Raw genomic sequence first — 19,732 nt, forward strand, 5'->3', positions numbered from 1 at the left:
GTCATACGGCTCGTATCCAAGCTCGGAATCAAGCTCTGATTCAAGGCTGCCTTCCATAAATCCGGCAAGTGCCTCCTTGAAAAGTTCTTGAATATCGTCCATGCTCTGAATATTCGCTGCCGAAAGAAAATCACTTATTAGCTCTCTTCTTGCTCGCTGCTCTTCTGTTTCATTTCTTCGTCTTCTGCTCATAATTAAAACCTCCAAAGTAGTGTCTCTTCTATTATACACTACTTCAGAGGTTTACACAAATTTTAGGATAGACTCGGGGCAAAATAAAAAGGCTTTCTACTATCCTGACGAATCAGAAATAGAAAGCCTTTAATGTGTTTTATCTCAATTCACTCAGCATTGTATTGAACGTATAAGCATCTATCATATGTTCTTGCGCCTTTTTATGAATATCATTTGGAATTTTATTCTTTAGTTTGATTTCTTCCTTTTTTGAATAGTATACTTCTTTATGACTTAGAATATGTTGAACAAACAGATCGTGCTGCTTCTTTTCAGTAAAAAGTAGAACAACGTGCATATGCCTTCTTATTGCAATTGATGCTTCCAATCCTGTTGTTTTATCTTTTTTATTTTTAAAAAAGCAAAGCAACTTCCAATCGATACTATCCTCAAGGTAGTATCGAAATGTTGCATCGGTATCAAGTGGATTATTAAAGTGCAAATACTCACATTCAGGGCAAGGAACCAACGCTCTTGGCCCATCTAAAGAAGTTGATTGACATGAATAAAGTTTGGTAGAATAATGAAATATTGAAATACGACCATAATGAGTACTGCTATCACATTGAACGTAATGATACATTACAGGAACTTCTTCTTTGCACAATTCATTAAAGTCTTCATTTTCATAATCGAATTCGTTCTTTATTGTATATTGAGGATAGAGTTTATGATAATAAACATCATCTTCATATTCCCAATCATCAGGATTTTGAAGGAGTTTATATATCAGTTGCAAAGGTGTATCGTTTAATCCTAATCGTTTTTTCCATAAGTATTCAATGTCATTTATATCAGCGTTTTTATCGATTGCCGTGTTATTGTCAACGACTCTCGTATAGATATGATAAGGATAAACAATCTTTCCTATTCTTTTTCCTTCAGGAGATTTTATGTTACTGTCTTGATATTGTTTTTCTAAATAATACGGAACATCAAAGCTGTTTTTTACTATGATAACATCTATATCATGACCAGATATCTGAATGGTTCTTACTTCTATACGAGGTCTAACGCTTCCTGCGAAAGATACAGATCGTAGAATATCGACTATGTTTTGCTGATTACGCCTATTGGTATCATTTTCTACACCTATTATGTTGAAAGACTTATCTTCAATTCCACAAATTATGTATGAGTCACGATTAGCTCTATTATTTGCCATACAGATTATATCATGAACAAGGTCTGCTTTATCATTATGGTGGTCACGTTTGAAATCACACCAATCATCTTCTCGCTGAGATTCGATCAGGTCAATGATTTCATAATATAATTCTTCTTGGTTCATATTACTTCTTTTCAAACCCCTTATAGCTCCCGAACCCCAGCATATACACCGCCATAGCCACAGCAAGGTTCTCGTTATCGATGTTCTGCTTCTTAGCAAGCGCCTTCAGTTCATCAATAACGGTATCGTGCGGAACGATAGAGGCTTCAAGCTCGTCCACAGCTTTCTGAATAACAGACGGCAGTACCATACACATCTGATAGAAAGCATCTTCCTGTCCGGTTACAAGAGCATAGAACTGGTCAAGGCTCACACGGCGGATAAGCTTATGACCGACTTTTTTCTTATCAACGGTAGTTTCCCACTTAATATTCTGCGATCTCTGGGCGATAGCTTCAACGAGGAAACAAGCACAATCATCATCGGTAAGAAGCTGATTCTGCATCTTGATAAAAGTCTTGCCTGCCGATGCGGAGTTCATAGTGTTGTGCTTGTTCTTCATTTCAACGTATACGGTATGCACCACGCTACCGTCAGGAATAGGAATACCATCGGGATTAGCGTAGATAACATCCCAACCGCCCTCTTTTCCGTTGTCGGGAACATGGCAGTTTGCTATGTACTGGAAGATACGCTGATGGAAATAACCGATATCATTGTTATTGGACTTGTCACGCTGGCGGAATATCTCGTTGCTGACGATCTCCTCCCATGAAGCCTGATAGACAGTCTTATCAAATATCAGCTTGATAGGGTCGATTATATTCTTGTTAAAACGCTTTAAATCGAATGATTCGAGCTTTTCACCATACTTCTCAATGGTTTTCTTAACGTGCTTTGTAAAATCTTCTTCGCTGATAAATCTGAGCGTCCACATTATGATAATCCCTCCAGTGCGATTCTTATCTGTTTTGCTATATCCATTGCAAGGTTTACAGGTACTGCATTGCCGACCTGCTTATACTGAGAGCCTATACTTCCGCAGAACTGCCATTCATCGGGGAAACTCTGACAACGGGCATTTTCACGGATAGTAAACGGACGAGGTTCAAGGGGGTGACAGCGATCTGTCTGCTTCTGGCTTGGAGAAGTAAGCACCGTAAGCGAAGGCTCGTCAAGGCTGAGTCTGCGGAGGATACCTGTTCTGCCGCCTTCCATATACCAACAGCTTTTCATATACTCTTTGGCAATATCCTCGGGAATATCTCTCCAATAACCGCCCGGAGGAACAAGCTCGAATATCTTACGCTTATACTCCGAATAAGGTGTACCCTCGCTCTTAGGACAATCAAGCAGCACATCACGAAGAACGGGCTTGTATTCGTGTGGAGTAGGAAAACTGAAACTGATCTTATCGGTTAGATCGTTCCTGATACCGATAGTGATAAGTCGTTCACGCTTCTGAGCAACGCCGTAATCCCACGCATTCAGAACTTTCTTCTGAATTGTGTAGCCCGTGCTTTCAAAAATATCTGTAATAGTCTTGTATGTTCTGCCATTATCGTGGGTCAGCAAACCACGGACATTCTCAAAAAGAAACATCTTAGGTTGGAGCTGCTCTAAGAACTTCGCATAATGATAGAACAGCGTTCCACGAGCATCTTCCAAGCCAAGTCTTTTGCCTGCATAGGAGAAACTCTGGCAAGGTGCGCCGCCAGAAAGAAGATCAAGCTCACCCTTCTTCAAACCAAAGTATTCTTGCAGATCAAGGCAGGAAATATTGGCAATATCATCGTTGATAACACGCCATTCTGGTCTGTTCCTGCGGAGCGTATCGGATGCATCCTTATCCACCTCGACAAGACCGAGAGTATTAAAACCGGCTTTTTCCACACCGAGCGCAAGACCGCCAGCGCCTGCAAACAGCTCTATCGTAGAGAAAGTACGCTGTTCTTTCTTTGTTGTAATATCCATAATATCGCCGATATTGCAGTTTAGCACCATACATATCTTTTCAAGGCTTTCAAGGGAAACTGTTTCGTTTTTTCCCATACGAGCCATGACATTGAAGCTGATGCCTGATGCTTCTTTCAGTTCGGTCTTATTCATACCTTTATCAATAAGTAATTTCCATAGATTATTGTAGCTTACTGCCACCATGATTCATTCCTTCCTGTATCCTATGATACAATAATGGGTTATGATAATTATATCACAAACAGATGAAAAAGTCAACGTATCTCACGAAAGCGTTAGATTATCTTTTCGTGTTTTCATAAACGTATATTGACAGAACGAACTATTTGTGCTATAATTTAAATGGTGTTGGACAGATAAAGTACTACTCTTATTTTATTCTCGGGCTTGCCCAGAAAGGAGGTAGTACTATGAAGAAATTCAATGCTGTCCTTGATGTGGCAGAAAAGGCTGCTATGGTGATTGATGTCATCGTTCCTGCAGTTCGTAAGGTGATCTCTATTCTTGGAGAGTAATCTTGACCACTCGACACTAGCAGCGCATTTTCTTCGGATTATGCGCTGTTTTCATATATTAATGGGGGAAAACTATGAATCGTAATGAACTTTCTATAATTCTTGATGAAAATATAAACATTTATCTCAATAATATTGAACGTGAACTTGAACAATCACATGATCAATGGTTTGAAAATTTTGGATTTCCTATGTTCGGAGAGACAGCGAAAGAGTATCATGAACAAGTGTACTTTGAATCTTATTTTGAATCGTACACAAGAAAAATGATAAATGGTATCTTGAAAGATTTATGTTACTACGAGTGTGCATATGAAATAGTATGGCCCGAATCTGAATATGTAGGAATATACAATGGATATACGAATATTGAGAGTGAAGAAAAATTTGGTTTTGAATTCGTTGATAAAGATAGAAAAATCGGATATCGTTACACAAGTATAAAGCCTGAAGAAATAGATTCTTTACTTAAAAAAGAAAACGTTCATAAAATAGTGTGTGTCGAGTGGTTACATAAGGATGATATTAAATGCATCTCATACGGTGATAAACCTGTCGAAGTAATACTTTTATGGGATTTGTTTAACGAATTATTCGACGATTTAGCCTTAAATGAAATAGAAGAAATGTACGAGACTTTTGTAAAAAGAATATCAGAAGCAGTAGCTAAGGCAAACTCAATGATATCGCTTGTTACTTTACCAGGGTTCACTCCAAACTATATATCTAAAACCAGAGATGAAAGCTTATCTATTATCAGAAAGGAAATATCATCTTTATCATATTACAATGTAATGAATGACGATTATAAGAATCTTGAGAAGATATCTGCAAATCTAATAACGAAGTATAAGCTTTCCGAATTTTTCTTGAATAATAAGTACGATTTACTGCTTAATGGTAATTCCGACTATGCGAAAAGTTTTTCAACTTCAGAGTATCTATATAAATATTTCAAGAATAATCCGATGTTTGACTATACACCAATTGTAAGTAGCTATCTGAAATCAATTGAGCAATTACTAAACTCTATATGTTGCAATTATGCTTCGTTACATAGTGATACGACTTGTATAAGTGAATTTACGTTAGGAAAATACATCCATTACATAAATGAGGCAGCACATGAAAGTATTTTCAGATCAGAAATTCGCCCGGTTAAGGGCATCATTTATAGGTGCTTAAACAGTTATCGAATTGAATGCCGAAACAATTTATTTCATAAAGACTATTTTAATAATTGGAATAGGGTAGAAATGATAAGATTGAATACGTTTTTCTTGTATGTCGCTATTCTAGGAAGCGTTGATACCTCTCTTATTAAATATGATGATGGCATATTGAATTTGAAATATGATGAACTTTTCAGAATTATTGATAAACAAAGGAGCAGTCGTTTCTTATGTGTAATTAATGGTGAAGAGTATTCAGGAATGAATATTGAACCTCGAAATGAAGGAATAAAATATAATGAAAGCGGACTCATAACCAATACAATAGTATTAAAAAGATTCAATTATGATCACTATGATATAATTGAATTATCTAGAGACAATCTGCCCTCGGAAATATGGATTATAGACTCATTTGGCACTAAGAAGAGAAGAATATGGTCTATCCTAAACTAACAACGGCTGCACCCGAAGGCACAGCCGTTGCTCCTCAAATATAAACCATACACTCAAACACTGCTTCTCTCGCCATACTAATGAAGCAGTTCTCCAGACCGAGTATCTTCTCGGCATCACCGCTGAGGACAGCTTTCTGATAGCAACTGTCGCTCTGCTTCCAAAGCTTCACCTGACGTGAGATAGCTTCACCGACTTTCATCTCCATATCATCAATGTACGCCATGATCTTACCATCATTGACGAGCCTGCGAAGCCTGTCAGGGCATTTGCTATCAGAATAATGAAGATGATACCTGATGAAGTCGGTATGGTAAGTCTTGCTCTCATCGGTCTGTGTATCAGCGTTGAAGTGGTTGACGGTCACTGTGTTGGTGTCAAGCCTCCACAGCGGAACGTATTTCTTTTTCAGGAAGCTGTATGCGGTCTGTTCACTTGTGTATCTGCTCATAAAAAATCCTCCTACTTATCGTTCAGATGTATCAGCGAGTAGTCATAAAAATACGCTCATTTTGTCCGCTGATATGATCTGCACATCGGTGAAAAACGAATAAGTACAAGGGTATGTCGAATGTTTTTTGTCCGCTATTTGTCCGCTAAGGGTGCAAAAACTTAGCGAAAAACAGCATAAACGAACTTTTGTAGATTGTTCTGAAACACCGTATTTTCGGGCGTTTCTGCATATCTCGACAAGTCACAAAAAGTGCGCCGAGATTTTCAATTCCCGTACGGGTCATCCTGACGATAGCTCTAAAACAGCGCAAATGCGCGGTTTTAGAGCTTTTCTTTTTGCCTTGAAAACCGCCTTGGGACTTATATGGGACTTACTGTAACTTCACGCACCATAGCCTGTCCTGGACCAGGTTATGCGGGGAGGATTATCATAATCTTCCTTACAATTAGCTGTGTTTGAAACAGGCGGCGGAGTAGGTGTTGGGTTGGTGGGCTGAACGAATGACAGAGCGTTTGCTACTGCATCGCAGGCTCGCACCTGGTTTTCTCTGAACATATGACTGTAAAGATTCAAAGTTGTCGAGACTTGCGCATGGCCTAAAACGCCCGAAACCGTTGTAGGATCAATGCCTGCGCCGATCAGTAAGCTGGTATGTAAGTGTCTGAACTGGTGAATACCATAGAATGGAAAATCGTGTTCCTCGCAAAACTCTTGCAGCCAGCCATAGGGTGTCTGAAGATTCATGGGTGTGCCACACCATTTTGTAAACAGCCTGTTGGTTTCTACCCATTTGCTGCCGATCCTTTCACGTTCAGCATCCTGCCACTCTTTGTACTCTTTCAGAACATCGATGACGTTCATCGGGACTTTTATGTACCTCACCGAGTTCTCGGTTTTCGGAGTGTCAGTGTAGATGCCTCTCGCCTTGGTGTAATTTGATGTGCGTTCAATGTGGATCATTCCCGTTGAAAAATCAATGTCATGCCACTCTAGTCCGAGCATTTCACCGCGGCGCATACCGCTGTAAATTATCAGCACGAAAAATGCTTTCCATTTCAATGGTGCGTGATCATCTAGCAGCTTGAAGAAATGCTGTGTCTCCTCCATTGTGAGAATGTGACGCTTTTTCTTGCTGCCTTTCGGGATCGTCACACGCCTGCAGGGGTTGTCATTCAGCATATCCATTCTTATTGCATAGTCCAGTATCGTCGATATGAAAGACAAATAATGAACCATAGTTTTTCTTGACAGCGGCTTGCCTGTATGCTCGTTTACTCCTTCCTGGGCAAGGCTGTTTATGAATTTCTGTATATCGCGGGCGGTTATCTTGTCGAGGCGCAGGTGTCCTATTGCTTTGTAAACGCGCTTGGTAAGCTGACGCTGACGAGTGAATGTAGTGCTTTTCAGGTTGAGTTTAGCGTATTCTTCAAACCATTCTTCGGCTAAGGCCTCGAACTTAATTGTCGCAACCACCGGTTTGTTCTTGCACTCTTCCTCGAATAATACGACCTGCCTTTGCAGTTCCTTTTCGATCTGTTTCGGGGTCATGTCGGGGTCGGGTGTCCAGGTCATACGCTGAGTGACCTGCTTTCCGTCAACCTTGTACCCGCAGGATACTTTGATACGATAACTGTTTCCTCGTTTTTCTATTGATGCCATAAGGCTTCCTCCTTTCGGAGACCGTTGGCATATTTCTGCACTATAATTATAACACTTTCATGCTTTAAAGTCAATACTCTTTTCGTGAAATATAGTAAATGGAAATATGCCAAAATATATCTATAAGGTCTCGTGGTAATATTCTATACCTAATATTAAATGTTATTTGACGTAGTCACATTTTCCTGTTCACTATTTTCGTCAGTGCAGATATTATTGTTACCATCAGACTGGCTCTCCGCCTTCTTCTTAGCAGCTTCCTCAGCCGCCTTTCTCTTTAATTCAGCTTCATAATTAGCCTTCTCGAAAGCAACGTACTCCTTGACCTCAGCAATCAAAAGCAGCTCGTCCCATTTTGACTGCAATTCTTCAGCCGTTATGTCAGCCCAGAATAGCTTCTTGCTGATCTCCGCAAGAGCATTATTATTCTCCTGCTCCAATTCTTTTCTTCGCTTTTCGACCTTGACCCAAGCCTCGGCTGAGTTAGCTTTGGCAGTTTCAAGATAGTTTTCAGCATCAATAACGATCTTGTCCTTGTGTTCTGCATCTCTAATGAGATTATTTATATCTGCCTTTCTACCCATAATTATCGACTTCCTTTCTTCTTTTTAACTTCCTGTGATTTCTTTTGACGCTCCTGCTCCCTGCGCAATTTTTCTTCCTCGACAAGCTTTGAAATATAATCACCGCAAGATATTTCATAATAAGTATCTCGAATATCCGTGTACATCGCAAGCTTATTCTTTTTCTCAGCGATAGTATTTTTGAGTGCCATGATATCAGAGTGCAGTTTAGTATTCTGCTCGCGCCAGCAGTTTATGTCATCGGGCGAATGAATATCATTAGCCTGCATCGAAGATATATATATTTCAAGACGGTTTTTATCCTCAGCTGACAGATCATACCTATTAGCGTTAGTAAAATAGAATTCACTCTGACGTATCAGCTCCTGCACCTGTTCCTGCTCCAACAGCAATCGGGATAACTGTTCCTGCAATGCAATATACTCCGCACCTTGCCTATCGATTCGATATTTAAGATCTTCTATTGACATGATCTTATCTCGATTAATAACCGTAAGCTGCGCAGATAGCCTGTAAATATCCAGATCATTATTCACGTCATACGGAGCATTTGGGTCTGTCCTGCGCTGAACTTTTCTATTTTCAGAAGCAAGAATTCTGATCTCACCAATAACAGAAATATATGCTCGCTCTATCGCTGTATTGCGGAAATGTTCGATGCCATTTCCGCCACCCACCATGCGCCAGAGTATTCGTGCGTTCAGCGATTCCTCGGTGTAGTCCTCGCCCAGCTTCCACAAGCTGATAGAACGCTTCTGTCCCGGGGCTTTGATATAGATGTGCTTGTCCCTCTTTATAGAATAGCCAAGTCTTTCAAGTTCGGATAGTAGTTCATCGAAGCTATTGACATTAGGTATCAAGCTGTCGATTGCATTTCGGATATGCTCCTTCCATGACACACCGTTCTTTCTGCACTTCCATTCATAATGAGATATAGACCGCCCCTTGTTCTCGAAGTTCAACGCAGGCGTAACACCGAAAGCTCGGCACACTCCGTTCGTATTCTCGCGAACTATCCTCAAAGACTTCTTGTTATCATAAAACCGCTGACCCGATATCGAATAGGAGTTCACAAGGACATGACAATGCACATGATCAGTGTTGGTGTGAGTGGCGATGACCGCCTGTGCGTCCTCGCCAAAATTCTTTCGCACCAAAGCCTTGGCTATCTTGTGAGCAAGCTCAGGCGTGACGTTCTCCGAATCCGCAAAACTGATTATGTAGTGTATTGCCTTGACCGCAGACTTTCCGCTTTTTGACTGGGGTGCATCATAGCTGCGTCGGCTGTACTGCTCATAAACTGTTTTCATCTGCGCATATGCGAGGTCGCCTTCGGTCATGCAGTTTATTGAGGACGTGTACATCAGTTCTTCGGTCTTGTCAGGATCAAGTATGTACTTCAAGGTTTTGTCAACGTGACCGTGGATAGCCACTGACTTACAGTACGGCAAAGCTGCCCCACCTCCTCACGCAGCTTTTCTACATCATCGGAATATATGTTGCTAGTTTCATTCGCTTTCTTGGCGACCTGATTAACGTTGTTGGAAATAATTCGCATACCATTCAGGAGAGGGGCAAGCTCTTTCAGGTCAACGACTGTAACTGCGCCATCAAGCGACATAGCTCTTATGAACGTCGAAGTTTTCAGGTGACATTTTGCAGCCTTCTTCTCAATCTGCTTCCATTCCTCAGCCGTATAAACTATTTCTTTGCGTCGGAGCGTTTCATTTTTTCTTGCTATAGTTATCAATCCCTTTCATTTATTCATTCTTCTTTTGGGGCTAGATTTTATCGAGCCTGTGTTTAGAGACAGCTGTCCCTAAACAGCGCAATTATGGGCTTGTCCATAATTGAGATGAAAAGCCGGTAATTTACCAGGCTTTTCTGTACTTGCGTAATAATGCTTTTAAAAATGGAAATAATATACATTTTGCTACTATCTCCATCAAGTCAAATATTTGATCAACCTGCGATTCCAAGATATTTCAACAGCGACACTTTGCTCACAAGGATCTTTCCGTGGCGACCAACGCCAGCCCTCACATTGGCGATTTTATTCTGAGCGCATAACTGACGAATAGTGTTCTCCGACAGACCGTCCACAAGCGCGGCACATTCCTTGACTGTCAGCATCTCCAGCGGCTTGTCTGCACTCGGTTCGGAAACTGGGGCGGGTGATACAGGTTCAACTTCGATGAGCTGATCCAGCAGCTCGGTTATCTGTGTGATGATCTCTTTCTTCTGTGTAAATGTCATTTGCAACGTCCTTTCGTTTTTCGGTTAGAAATATATAGTGGTGTATGGTTTTGTTCTGTCGGGTAGCTGCTGTGATATGATTTTGTATTAGTGTCATATCCGGCAGAGTTTGTCCGATAGAAAAACTATCGAAATACAAAAGTTTGCTTCGACAGATATTTATGATTCAAGTTGTGTGTGCGCCTGAATGCCTCCTTTCGGTCTGAATGGTTGTTGATATCACTATTGCATTTCTTATCTGCTGTTGGCGGGACAGCAGAACTGTGCGGTCAGCGATTATGGTAGACGGTTGATGGTGTCGAGATTACTGCAATATAAAAACTCCTTTCATAAGGTTAGAAACGGCAGAGCACTTTTGTCTGGTCTGTCGAGCGATTTTTAATAAAGTTTGTGTGATGCAATAATTGGGGTGTCATATTTTTGCTTTGTCTTTCGGCATTATAACGATGAACATAGCAACTCATTAGGTAAGGGCTGGCAGCAGCCAAAATCTAACCCTGGCTGAAATGTTTGTAAGAATAAATATCCCGACAACGACAATAGGTATCTCACATTAGCAAAAATGATTTTTGAAAAGAAGATAAATCATATCTTCATAAGGTAGGGGAGTTTTCTGGCAAAATCTTAACCGGTTTTGAAATGTTTGTAGGATTACATAATTGTCCGGAATTGGTAGAGCCGAGAAATGCTGCATCTTTTTGTGATTGCATACGCTGGGGTCAGCGATTTTAGAAAAGAATATCTGAAACACACGAGGACGTATTTGGAGTATTATGATTTTCCCTTTCATAAGTTAGGGGGCGGGGAGGCGTTTTTTTGAGGTCAATTTTGGTGTTTGTAATATTTTTTGTGAGAAGCACCTGACATGGTACGGCGTGGGGATCTTTTAACAGCGGATTGCACAGACAATAGGTGCGGCATTACAAAATTAATCAGCATGGAATCATATTTAACATCAGGCATATCACAAATATAATTTTTATTTTGTTGTTTATAAAAAACTCCTTCCATAAGTAAGCACACTTAGAGGCCATTTTGTTAAATGCAAATTTTGTTTTTTCAGAAAGTTTGTAGGAATAATAAATTTGGTGTGGCAAGAGTGTACGGCACTCTGTAAATTTTGCACGGGCTAGGATACATCAAAAAAATATGTAAGGTCTAAAAGCAATTTGCTCATGACGGATGAGAATAATAATCCTTTTGACAGAATATATTGTTTTCTGTGTTGACAAACATTTTGTTTGCGTTGGATATGGATAAATATGATAGCTTGAGAAAAATTCTTTTCTGGAAAACTATTTTTGCTCTCATATATACATAGGATTGAAATAAAAATGTTAAGGCAAATCGAGAAATTATTTTTAATTTCTGCGATTTGCCTATTTTTGTTGTGTGTATTTTATGTATGATGCCTAGGTGTTTTTACACCGATCATTTGCGGCTAATTGTCTTTTATGTATAAATCTATTCAATAATCTTTGGGTAGTATTTTATGTCACAAATGGCTTTTGTCCAAAAAAAGTTACCACAAAATTTGAGATATGTGATATAATATGTAAAATCTAGAGTATCGGATATAGAATTAAATATAAATGATAAGGGTTATATTCATGTGACAGATATAAGTATTCATGGCACGAAGTTTGATCGGGTGGAGTATATTTTTGAACTATTACGCAATTATTGGACTTTTTATCCTGCATTTTATTCAAGGCGTTTGATGGTACTAGACTGTAAAATGCCTTGATGCTTATAAAGAAATATCAAAAATGCGTGACAATGAACTGTATGAAATTTACAAAAACTATTGAAAATTAATCGGAATTATGTTATAATATTATGCAAAGCAAGTGCCTTAAAACATAGTAAAGGATGATGAAAATGGCAAGGATTAAAATAATCAGCGACCCTTATGAGAATAAGATCACATACATGAAATGGAATGATAACAACGGCGGTTCATGGGAAACTATCAATAATGAGAATAGCAAGCTGCTCAATGAGAAATTCACAGGCGGAGTTTTTACATTCAACGTAAAAAAGATTGTTGACATTATTTATGATGAGTTCAGGATAGGAAATGATGTGATATTTCTTCTGTTTGAAGGAACTAACGATGAATACAATGAGCTGAAGACTGTCTGCATGGATGAATGCTATAACGGTCTGATCCGACCTAAAAAAGCACTGCGCTATCTTCGTAATGCCAGAGATATCCTGCCTGAGGTAAAGGAGATATTCGACCTTATGCAGCCTCTTATCGATGAAAGCGTCAAAGATGACAGTAAGATAGCTCGAGAGAAACAGCTTTTCAAAGATGTTACCAAAACCGATATACCAATTTGTGTTCTTGGCAATTACAGTTCGGGCAAATCCACTTTTATAAATTCTCTTATAGGATATGAGGTACTGCCCAGCGGTGATGATCCTCTTACTGCAAAAATACATAGGATAGAACGTTCACAGTTCGATGACAGAGCTTCGGTATGCTTTGATTACAAAGATAACAGAGTCAGGATAACTTTTGAGGCACATGGTATGCCTGAATTCTCGATGTCAAGAGACAGCGAACTGTACACCATACTATATGAGTCTGTTGAGCCATATTCAGAAAGATCCATAGCCTGCAGAGTAAACAGAATATTAGAGGCTATCAACAGTGGAGATAATGCTGAGATCATGCGTGATGTATCGGATATGATAGAGATATCTGTACCTTTCAACAAAGAGGGTGTGTTCGGTTCATCGCTGAATAAGTTTGTTATTTTTGATACTCCCGGTTCAAATGCAGCATCAAATCTCGATCATATCAAAGTTCTAAAGAAGGCTATGGTCGATCTTTCCAACGGACTGCCTGTATATGTATCGGAATATAACTCACTGGATACTACCGATAACGAAAAGCTGTGTTCGGAGATAAAGAATATGCCCGAACTTGACAGCCGTTTTTCGATGATAATAGTAAACAAGGCTGATGATGCTAACCTTAAAAACTTTAACGAAGAGCGTTTGCTTCATCAGGCTATACCCAGGCAGCTGTATTCGGGCGGAGTATATTTTGTTTCGTCTATAATGGGACTTGGTTCAAAAAACAACGGTAAATTCAGAAATGAATTTTATGAAGATGTTTTTGATCGTATAAAAGATCGTTTTATAGACCCAAACAATAAGTTCTATAAAACTCTGTATACCTATGATATCATGGCAGAACAGATAAAGCAGGAATCTTTACAGAAATCGCAGAGATACCCCAACAGGATACTTGCGAACAGCGGTCTTTACTGGATAGAAGAAGAGATAGAGACATTTGCGGGAAAGTATTCTCCATATAATAAATGCCAGCAGTCAAGACTGTTTTTGAACAAGGTCATCTCAATTACACTTGATGAGATAGAGAAAAGCAGACAAGTCTGTGAGGATGGTAAACATAGGTGGGAAAGTGACCTTGAAAGCGGCAAGGCAGATATAATATCTTCTCTTGAAGAAGGCTGTGATAATCTCCAGACATTTTTCTTCAATCAGTATGATAAGGACATGGCATCTACAAAGGCAGAAGGTCTTAAACTTATCGAAAAAGACGAACTTATTCAGCTTGAACATAAGATAACCGAAGCAAAGACAGATGAAACTTCGCCTGAACCAGCATCAGCTGCTGTACAGGAAACGGCTTCAGAAAATACTGGTAAAAGAGCTAAGATCAATCTGAAAGCGATAAGAGAGTCATTAAAAGAAAAGCATGAAAAAATAAAGCAGGCTCATGATAAACAGCTGGAAATCGAAAACATGACATCCGATGAACTGCTTGTAGCAGTAAGGAATAAATTCAGTGCCAGGATAGATCATGTTCAAAAAATACTGAACAGCGCATCTGTTTCATACTGGACTGAGAAGACCGAGCAGATGAAAGTCAAGCTGGCTACGCTGGTTACAGGTTCGGAAGAGTTGACAGATGCCGAAAAGAGCGAGATCTCGGATATCATTCTGACCTATGATCATATAACCTTTGAGGAACAGACGGAAAAGCTGTTCACGAGGTCGCAGTTTGAAAAGAGATACATAATGCTGTTCGGTATCAGATTGTTTGAAAACAAAAAGCTTGATCTGAACAAGCTGACGAAAGCATACAACAAAGAACTTAAAGGACAGACATCGCATATCTACAATATGCTCAAAGAGAGCCATGAGAATAATTTCAGAAGATGGACCGATGATCTTTTGAAAAAAATACGAGAGAACGTTACAGATTATAATTCCGATCTCCATCAGCTGACAGAGCTTATATCCGAACAGGAAAGAACGCTGCGCGAACTGGAATCGAGAAGAAAACGGCTTATTGAGTATTCAAGAGAGATCGAAGAAAAGATGAGCTGGCAGATGAGAGATTCGGAAGACCCCGAAGACGAGTTCTGATAGGAGAGATGACTGATGGGCGTTAAGAACTGGATAGTGAGAAAGGGCGCAAAAGCAAGTGACAGGATAGCAAAGCTGTCATCACTCAGTCCCGAACAGCTGGAGATAATACAGTCGGAGCGTGAAAGATATTTTGCAGAACTTGCTGAACATTCACCCAATGACCCTGCTGCACAGGATCTTACAAAAGGTCTGCTGGCTGCGAGCAGTGTGGAGATATTCAATGCCTATCTTCCACAGCTGAGCAAGCTTTATGTACCTATCAGCAAGGATGCGGCATATACTGAGCCTTTTAATGCTGACTATAATGTGCGCTATTTCAATATAACGAAATGGGTCACGGATAAGGAAGAAAACAGCCTTGAAAAGCTGATAAACGTGTATGATGTTTTGTCTGATGAGGACTGTAATATCGCACTTATCTTCCACCGCACCTGTGAACTTACCAAGGTATATCTCGCGGTGACGAACAACAAGAACTCAGGTGATAATGTTGATGCGAATAATTTCAAACGCAGGCTTGCCGATGCTGTGCGGGGCAATTTCCCGGGTTCTGAATGGAAAAATGAAGACGGTATAGGTTCGCCTCCGTGTCTTAAAAATCATTTGCCATATACTGTAGCAACGGCATCGAATATCCCTGCGGAAAAATCTGAGAAGTTCATCAGCCAGACAATAGAAAAACTGCTTGACGGTATCGTTCCTGAAAACATTTCACAGGAGTATACACTTATACTCCTTGCTACGCCTATCCGTGATGCAGAGGATAGAAAGCTGCGCCTTTCCGAGTTGTATACAGGTCTTGCGCCTTATTCGCAGTGGCAGACAAATTTTACCTATACCGAATCGGGAGCACAAAGCTCTAATGCGACATTCGGAGTCAATGTCGGAGCAAGTGCAGGTGTGCAGAACGGTGTGAATAATTCCGTGACTAACAGCAATGGTACAACGGATTCTTCATCAAAGGCACAATCCGATACAGAAGGAAAAACTCTTTCTGATTCCACCGGTTCTAATGAGACAGAAACAGTATCTTCCGGCAAAAACAGTTCGGTAACGGATACGGAAAATTCAAGTTCATCAGTTGCTAGAGGAGAAAATAGCTCTCATTCTGTCAATGAAGGAAGCAGTGATACTGTTGGGGCTGGTCTTGCGGCAACAGAATCAATTTCAGTAACGGAAAGTATAAGTGCAACAGTAGGTGGTCAGGTTGGCGTACCAGGAAATGGTATAAATGCTAGTGCAACGACTGGACTAAGTTCTACACAAAGTTTGTCATTGCAGGAGAGTATAAATTACGGTCATGGCTGGAATCGTGGAACAAGCGATACAACAGGTACATCATTAACTAATACAGATACTGTTGGAAAAGCTAAAAGTGTTATGGAAGGTGTTACAGAATCGACTGCTAAGGCAGTTGGAAAAACCATTCAAAATACGGTATCCAATCAAACTGCCAGAGCAATAACCAACACCCTTGGCAAAGCTGTAACAAACACCGTAGCTAAAACCGCAGGTACATTCAAGAGCGTTAATCTTGGCGGAAACTTTGGTGTTAATTTTGCACGTTCATCTAATGTTACAGCTACTGTCGGCAAAAATGAGGGCATCACCCAGAACTATACCAACTACACTATAAAACACGCACTTGAAGTCCTTGAACAGCAGATGAAACGATATGAGCTGAGCACAGCGCTTGGTATGTGGGATTTTGCGGCTTATGTCCTCAGCGAGGATTATAACATAGCCAATAATGTGGCACATTCGTATATCGCACTTACTCAGGGCGAGGAATCGTATATGTCGCAGGCATCTATCAATATGTGGCGCGGTGATACGGCAGAAAGCGGAGATGCAAGGGAGATATGCGGATATCTTCGTGAACTCAGGCATCCGGAGTTCGGACTTAATCCGAAGGCATATTTAATTGATCCGGATTATTATGTCTATCCCCCTGTTGTTACAGCTACAACTGCTTTGTCGGGCAAAGAACTTGCGTACTCTTTGAATTTCCCGAAGAAGTCTGTTGCGGGATTTCCTGTTATAGAATGCGCTGAATTCGGAAGAAACATAGTAACATACGATGACATTTACAAAAACGATAATGAATTCTCTCTTGGTAAGATATTCCATATGAATCATGAAGAACCGACTTCCGTTTCGCTGAAACGTGATTCATTGGCATCACATACATTCATAACGGGCAGCACAGGTTCGGGTAAAAGCAATACGGTATACAGGCTGCTGCTTGAAGCACAGGAACAAGGCGTGAATTTTCTTGTTATTGAGCCTGCAAAGGGTGAATATAAGCATATATTCGGAAATGACAGCGATGTATCTGTCTATGGTACTAATATGGCGATCATGCCGCTGCTAAGGCTTGACCCGTTCAGTTTCCCTGAGGGTATCCATGTTCTTGAACATATCGACCGACTGGTGGAGATATTCAATGTCTGCTGGCCGATGTATGCAGCTATGCCTGCCGTTTTAAAAGAGGCAGTTGAGAAGTCATACGAGGACTGCGGCTGGGATATGACTTTGTCAGTGAATGAATACGGAAGCGGGCTTTATCCTAATTTTGCTGATGTTGCAAGAAATGTCAGACAGATAATCGACAGCAGTGAATACGACGCTGAAAACAAGGGCGCATATAAAGGCTCACTGCTTACAAGGCTCAACTCGCTGACTAACGGTATCAACGGAATGATATTCACGAGTAATGAATTGACCAACAAAGAGCTCTTTGACAAAAATGCAATAGTTGATCTCAGCCGTGTGGGTTCATCGGAAACGAAATCGCTTATCATGGGTATGCTGGTGCTTAAACTCCAGGAGCATCGTATGACTCAGGGAAGAATGAATTCCAAGCTGGAACATATCACTGTGCTGGAAGAAGCACATAATCTGTTAAAAAGAACATCAGGTTCTCACAGTGCAGAGGGCGCTGATCTTACCGGCAAAAGTGTTGAGATGATATCCAATGCTATTGCTGAGATGCGAACCTATGGTGAAGGATTTATAATTGCGGATCAGGCTCCCGGACTGCTTGACATGGCAGCCATACGTAATACAAATACCAAGATAATTCTTCGTCTGCCTGATCTTGACGACAGACAGCTTGTGGGCAAAGCGGCAAATCTTAACGATGCTCAGATAGATGAACTTGCAAAACTTCCCTGTGGTGTTGCGGCAGTATATCAGAATGAATGGGTACAGCCTGTACTTTGCAAGGTGGTAAGATTTGGTGGAAAAGAAAGCAGATACAGGTATGACCGATCAAGTGAAAGATCGAATTGTGATGACAGTAGCCATGAGCGTCTTTATATCGCAGAGCTTCTGAGTAGTGGAACAAAACTTGATAAAGAGAAGGTTCTGGCAGAAATCACTGAAAAGCTGGATAAAATCGGATTATCAGCTTCGGTGAAAGTCAGGATAATGAAACATATAATATCTCCTCCTAAGGAACCACGAATGACAAAGCTTGCACCGATAATGGCTGAAATATTCCCGACAGTACGCAAAGCTGTGGAAGAAGCTTATGAAGCTTCAAGAGAGCCTGTTGAGTGGACTAATGCTGTGGAACGGATCCTACGAGAAACAATAAGTGAACATATAGATGATCAGGTTCGCAGGGATATAGTACAGTGCATAATAACAGACTATGTTTTCTTACAGCTGGGTAAATGTGATGATCTTGAAAAATGGAGCATAGAAGGAGGACTGAGCTAGTATGGAGGTACATAACCATGACGTGAAGGAACAAAAGAGTTCCTTTGAAAGCAAAGGGTTTGATCCTGATAAGAGGGTGGAGCCGGTACCTTTGAAACACGGATCTGGTATTGTAGCTCATGAGAAACATACCCAGAATGATTTATCCGGTGTAAACAAAGAGAATTTAGATGATAATGGAACCAAGTATCGTGAAACAGATCATCTCTTGCCAAATACTCAATATGAGCTTAATGGTTATAAATATGAAACTGATAATAAAGGACGTATAAAATCCGCAGAAGGAAAAATTAGGATTAAAGATCCGGACTACGGTCGAAATATGGAGAATGTCAGGAAATATAAAAGCCAAGAATATAACCTAAGTGATGATCGTGGGCATCTTATTGCAAATCAATTTGGCGGAAGTGATAGACTAGGTAATGTTGTTCCTATGGATGCAAAACTAAACAAATCTGATTATAACCGAGTAGAAAATACACTCGCTGATGCAGTAAAAAACGGAGCAGACGTCAAATTGAAAGTTGAACCTATATATGGGAACGATTCCTCAAGACCATCAGATTTTCAGGTTTCATATAGTATTGACGGGGATAAAACAGTTGTAGTTTTTAAAAACAAAAGTGAGGCAAAATCATGATTAGTGAAAAAATATATCAGTCTGTTTTTGATGAGTTAAATAAGTATCTAATCTCAGATTGGAGCAAGTTGATAGTATATATAGAATATGGTGAGGAATCATACTCGATTGAGTTTTATGAAAAGAATGATTCTGAGTATATTAAATGCTATGATCTGCCGGGAGTTTCCGAAAAAGATATGGCAAAATCTTTCTCAACAATTGACAAACTTTTTTCAATAGAACGAAACAAGTTTAGTGGTGACCTTTGGACAAACATGACGATGGTAGTATCAAGGAAAGGAAAAATGCATATAGATTTTGATTATTCGGATCTTTCAAGCGGAACATATATGTTTAAAAAGAAATGGAAGGAAAAATATCTGGAGAGTCAATCCCAAATTCTGTGTAAACTACAAATAGTGTAATAAAAGAGTATATGATGAGACCGATTGTGAAAGCAGTCGGTCTTATCAGCATATTAGCACATGATTAT

General features: G+C 40.1%; 14 protein-coding genes and 2 pseudogenes. 5 read left to right on the forward strand and 11 right to left on the reverse strand.

Features of this window, described 5'->3' with window-relative positions:
* The 5 genes and pseudogenes from BMY75_RS16765 to BMY75_RS18850 form a co-directional block, all read right to left on the reverse strand.
* Positions 1 to 192 (reverse strand): annotated as a pseudogene (locus BMY75_RS16765) (IS256 family transposase); the annotation flags it as partial.
* Positions 193 to 331: 139 nt separating this feature from the next.
* A complete protein-coding gene (locus tag BMY75_RS16770; protein WP_074836259.1) occupies positions 332 to 1,525 on the reverse strand; it encodes an ATP-binding protein in 1,194 nt (397 codons plus the stop codon).
* A 1-nt stretch (position 1,526) separates the two neighbouring features.
* Positions 1,527 to 2,342, reverse strand: a complete 816-nt coding sequence (locus BMY75_RS16775) for an Eco47II family restriction endonuclease (protein WP_074836262.1) — start codon at positions 2,340 to 2,342, stop codon at positions 1,527 to 1,529.
* On the reverse strand, positions 2,342 to 3,379 hold the full coding sequence (locus tag BMY75_RS16780; RefSeq protein WP_431602523.1) for a DNA cytosine methyltransferase: 1,038 nt from the start codon (positions 3,377 to 3,379) through the stop codon (positions 2,342 to 2,344). Before BMY75_RS16780 ends, BMY75_RS16775 begins: the two co-directional genes overlap by 1 nt.
* A pseudogene (locus tag BMY75_RS18850) lies at positions 3,374 to 3,565 on the reverse strand (helix-turn-helix domain-containing protein); the annotation flags it as partial. The pseudogene BMY75_RS18850 and the gene BMY75_RS16780, both read right to left, overlap by 6 nt.
* Positions 3,566 to 3,971: 406 nt before the next feature.
* Between BMY75_RS18850 and BMY75_RS16785 the strand changes: the two are divergent.
* Positions 3,972 to 5,525, forward strand: coding sequence for a hypothetical protein (locus BMY75_RS16785; RefSeq protein ID WP_074836267.1), 1,554 nt, complete (start codon positions 3,972 to 3,974; stop codon positions 5,523 to 5,525).
* A 34-nt stretch (positions 5,526 to 5,559) separates the two neighbouring features.
* On the opposite strand, the gene BMY75_RS16790 is transcribed toward BMY75_RS16785, so the two are convergent.
* The 6 genes from BMY75_RS16790 to BMY75_RS16815 form a co-directional block, all read right to left on the reverse strand.
* The gene (locus tag BMY75_RS16790) at positions 5,560 to 5,976 is read right to left on the reverse strand and encodes a hypothetical protein (RefSeq protein WP_074836270.1); all 417 of its coding nucleotides are present in this window, start codon (positions 5,974 to 5,976) and stop codon (positions 5,560 to 5,562) included.
* Between the two features lie 384 nt (positions 5,977 to 6,360).
* Positions 6,361 to 7,638, reverse strand: coding sequence for a tyrosine-type recombinase/integrase (locus BMY75_RS16795; protein WP_074836273.1), 1,278 nt, complete (start codon positions 7,636 to 7,638; stop codon positions 6,361 to 6,363).
* A 155-nt stretch (positions 7,639 to 7,793) separates the two neighbouring features.
* Positions 7,794 to 8,222 carry a hypothetical protein gene (locus BMY75_RS16800; RefSeq protein ID WP_074836276.1) on the reverse strand — a complete coding sequence of 143 codons (429 nt, stop codon included), beginning with the start codon at positions 8,220 to 8,222 and terminating at the stop codon, positions 7,794 to 7,796.
* A gap of 2 nt (positions 8,223 to 8,224) precedes the next feature.
* Positions 8,225 to 9,673 carry a relaxase/mobilization nuclease domain-containing protein gene (locus BMY75_RS16805; RefSeq protein WP_242940274.1) on the reverse strand — a complete coding sequence of 483 codons (1,449 nt, stop codon included), beginning with the start codon at positions 9,671 to 9,673 and terminating at the stop codon, positions 8,225 to 8,227.
* Positions 9,622 to 9,972 (reverse strand): plasmid mobilization protein, encoded by a 351-nt coding sequence (locus tag BMY75_RS16810; RefSeq protein ID WP_242940275.1) that lies wholly within the window; start codon positions 9,970 to 9,972, stop codon positions 9,622 to 9,624. The genes BMY75_RS16805 and BMY75_RS16810 overlap by 52 nt, the downstream gene beginning before the upstream one ends.
* Before the next feature lie 212 nt (positions 9,973 to 10,184).
* Positions 10,185 to 10,478, reverse strand: a complete 294-nt coding sequence (locus BMY75_RS16815; protein ID WP_074836279.1) for a helix-turn-helix domain-containing protein — start codon at positions 10,476 to 10,478, stop codon at positions 10,185 to 10,187.
* A gap of 1,881 nt (positions 10,479 to 12,359) precedes the next feature.
* On the opposite strand from BMY75_RS16815, the gene BMY75_RS16820 reads away from it, so the two are divergent.
* The 4 genes from BMY75_RS16820 to BMY75_RS16835 are packed head-to-tail and all read left to right on the forward strand — an operon-like array spanning position 12,360 to position 19,664.
* Positions 12,360 to 14,888, forward strand: coding sequence for a dynamin family protein (locus BMY75_RS16820; protein ID WP_074836281.1), 2,529 nt, complete (start codon positions 12,360 to 12,362; stop codon positions 14,886 to 14,888).
* A 15-nt stretch (positions 14,889 to 14,903) separates the two neighbouring features.
* Entirely contained in the window at positions 14,904 to 18,617 is a 3,714-nt protein-coding gene (locus tag BMY75_RS16825) for a helicase HerA domain-containing protein (RefSeq protein WP_074836283.1), read from the forward strand.
* Between the two features lies 1 nt (position 18,618).
* Positions 18,619 to 19,257: a DNA/RNA non-specific endonuclease gene (locus tag BMY75_RS16830; RefSeq protein WP_074836285.1), complete on the forward strand. Its 639-nt coding sequence runs from the start codon at positions 18,619 to 18,621 to the stop codon at positions 19,255 to 19,257.
* On the forward strand, positions 19,254 to 19,664 hold the full coding sequence (locus BMY75_RS16835) for an immunity protein YezG family protein (protein WP_074836288.1): 411 nt from the start codon (positions 19,254 to 19,256) through the stop codon (positions 19,662 to 19,664). The genes BMY75_RS16830 and BMY75_RS16835 overlap by 4 nt, the downstream gene beginning before the upstream one ends.
* Positions 19,665 to 19,732: the final 68 nt, after the last annotated feature.

This window comes from Hominimerdicola alba (assembly GCF_900109655.1).
GTDB classification, from domain to species: domain Bacteria; phylum Bacillota; class Clostridia; order Oscillospirales; family Ruminococcaceae; genus Hominimerdicola; species Hominimerdicola alba_B.

Coding starts and splice junctions, on each gene's coding strand:
- BMY75_RS16830 (WP_074836285.1), top strand. CDS start 18,619: ATGGAGGTACATAACCATGACGTGAAGGAACAAAAGAGTTCCTTTGAA.
- BMY75_RS16770 (WP_074836259.1), bottom strand. CDS start 1,525: ATGAACCAAGAAGAATTATATTATGAAATCATTGACCTGATCGAATCT.
- BMY75_RS16835 (WP_074836288.1), top strand. CDS start 19,254: ATGATTAGTGAAAAAATATATCAGTCTGTTTTTGATGAGTTAAATAAG.
- BMY75_RS16780 (WP_431602523.1), bottom strand. CDS start 3,379: ATGGATATTACAACAAAGAAAGAACAGCGTACTTTCTCTACGATAGAG.
- BMY75_RS16775 (WP_074836262.1), bottom strand. CDS start 2,342: ATGTGGACGCTCAGATTTATCAGCGAAGAAGATTTTACAAAGCACGTT.
- BMY75_RS16795 (WP_074836273.1), bottom strand. CDS start 7,638: ATGGCATCAATAGAAAAACGAGGAAACAGTTATCGTATCAAAGTATCC.
- BMY75_RS16800 (WP_074836276.1), bottom strand. CDS start 8,222: ATGGGTAGAAAGGCAGATATAAATAATCTCATTAGAGATGCAGAACAC.
- BMY75_RS16790 (WP_074836270.1), bottom strand. CDS start 5,976: ATGAGCAGATACACAAGTGAACAGACCGCATACAGCTTCCTGAAAAAG.
- BMY75_RS16815 (WP_074836279.1), bottom strand. CDS start 10,478: ATGACATTTACACAGAAGAAAGAGATCATCACACAGATAACCGAGCTG.
- BMY75_RS16820 (WP_074836281.1), top strand. CDS start 12,360: ATGGCAAGGATTAAAATAATCAGCGACCCTTATGAGAATAAGATCACA.
- BMY75_RS16825 (WP_074836283.1), top strand. CDS start 14,904: ATGGGCGTTAAGAACTGGATAGTGAGAAAGGGCGCAAAAGCAAGTGAC.
- BMY75_RS16785 (WP_074836267.1), top strand. CDS start 3,972: ATGAATCGTAATGAACTTTCTATAATTCTTGATGAAAATATAAACATT.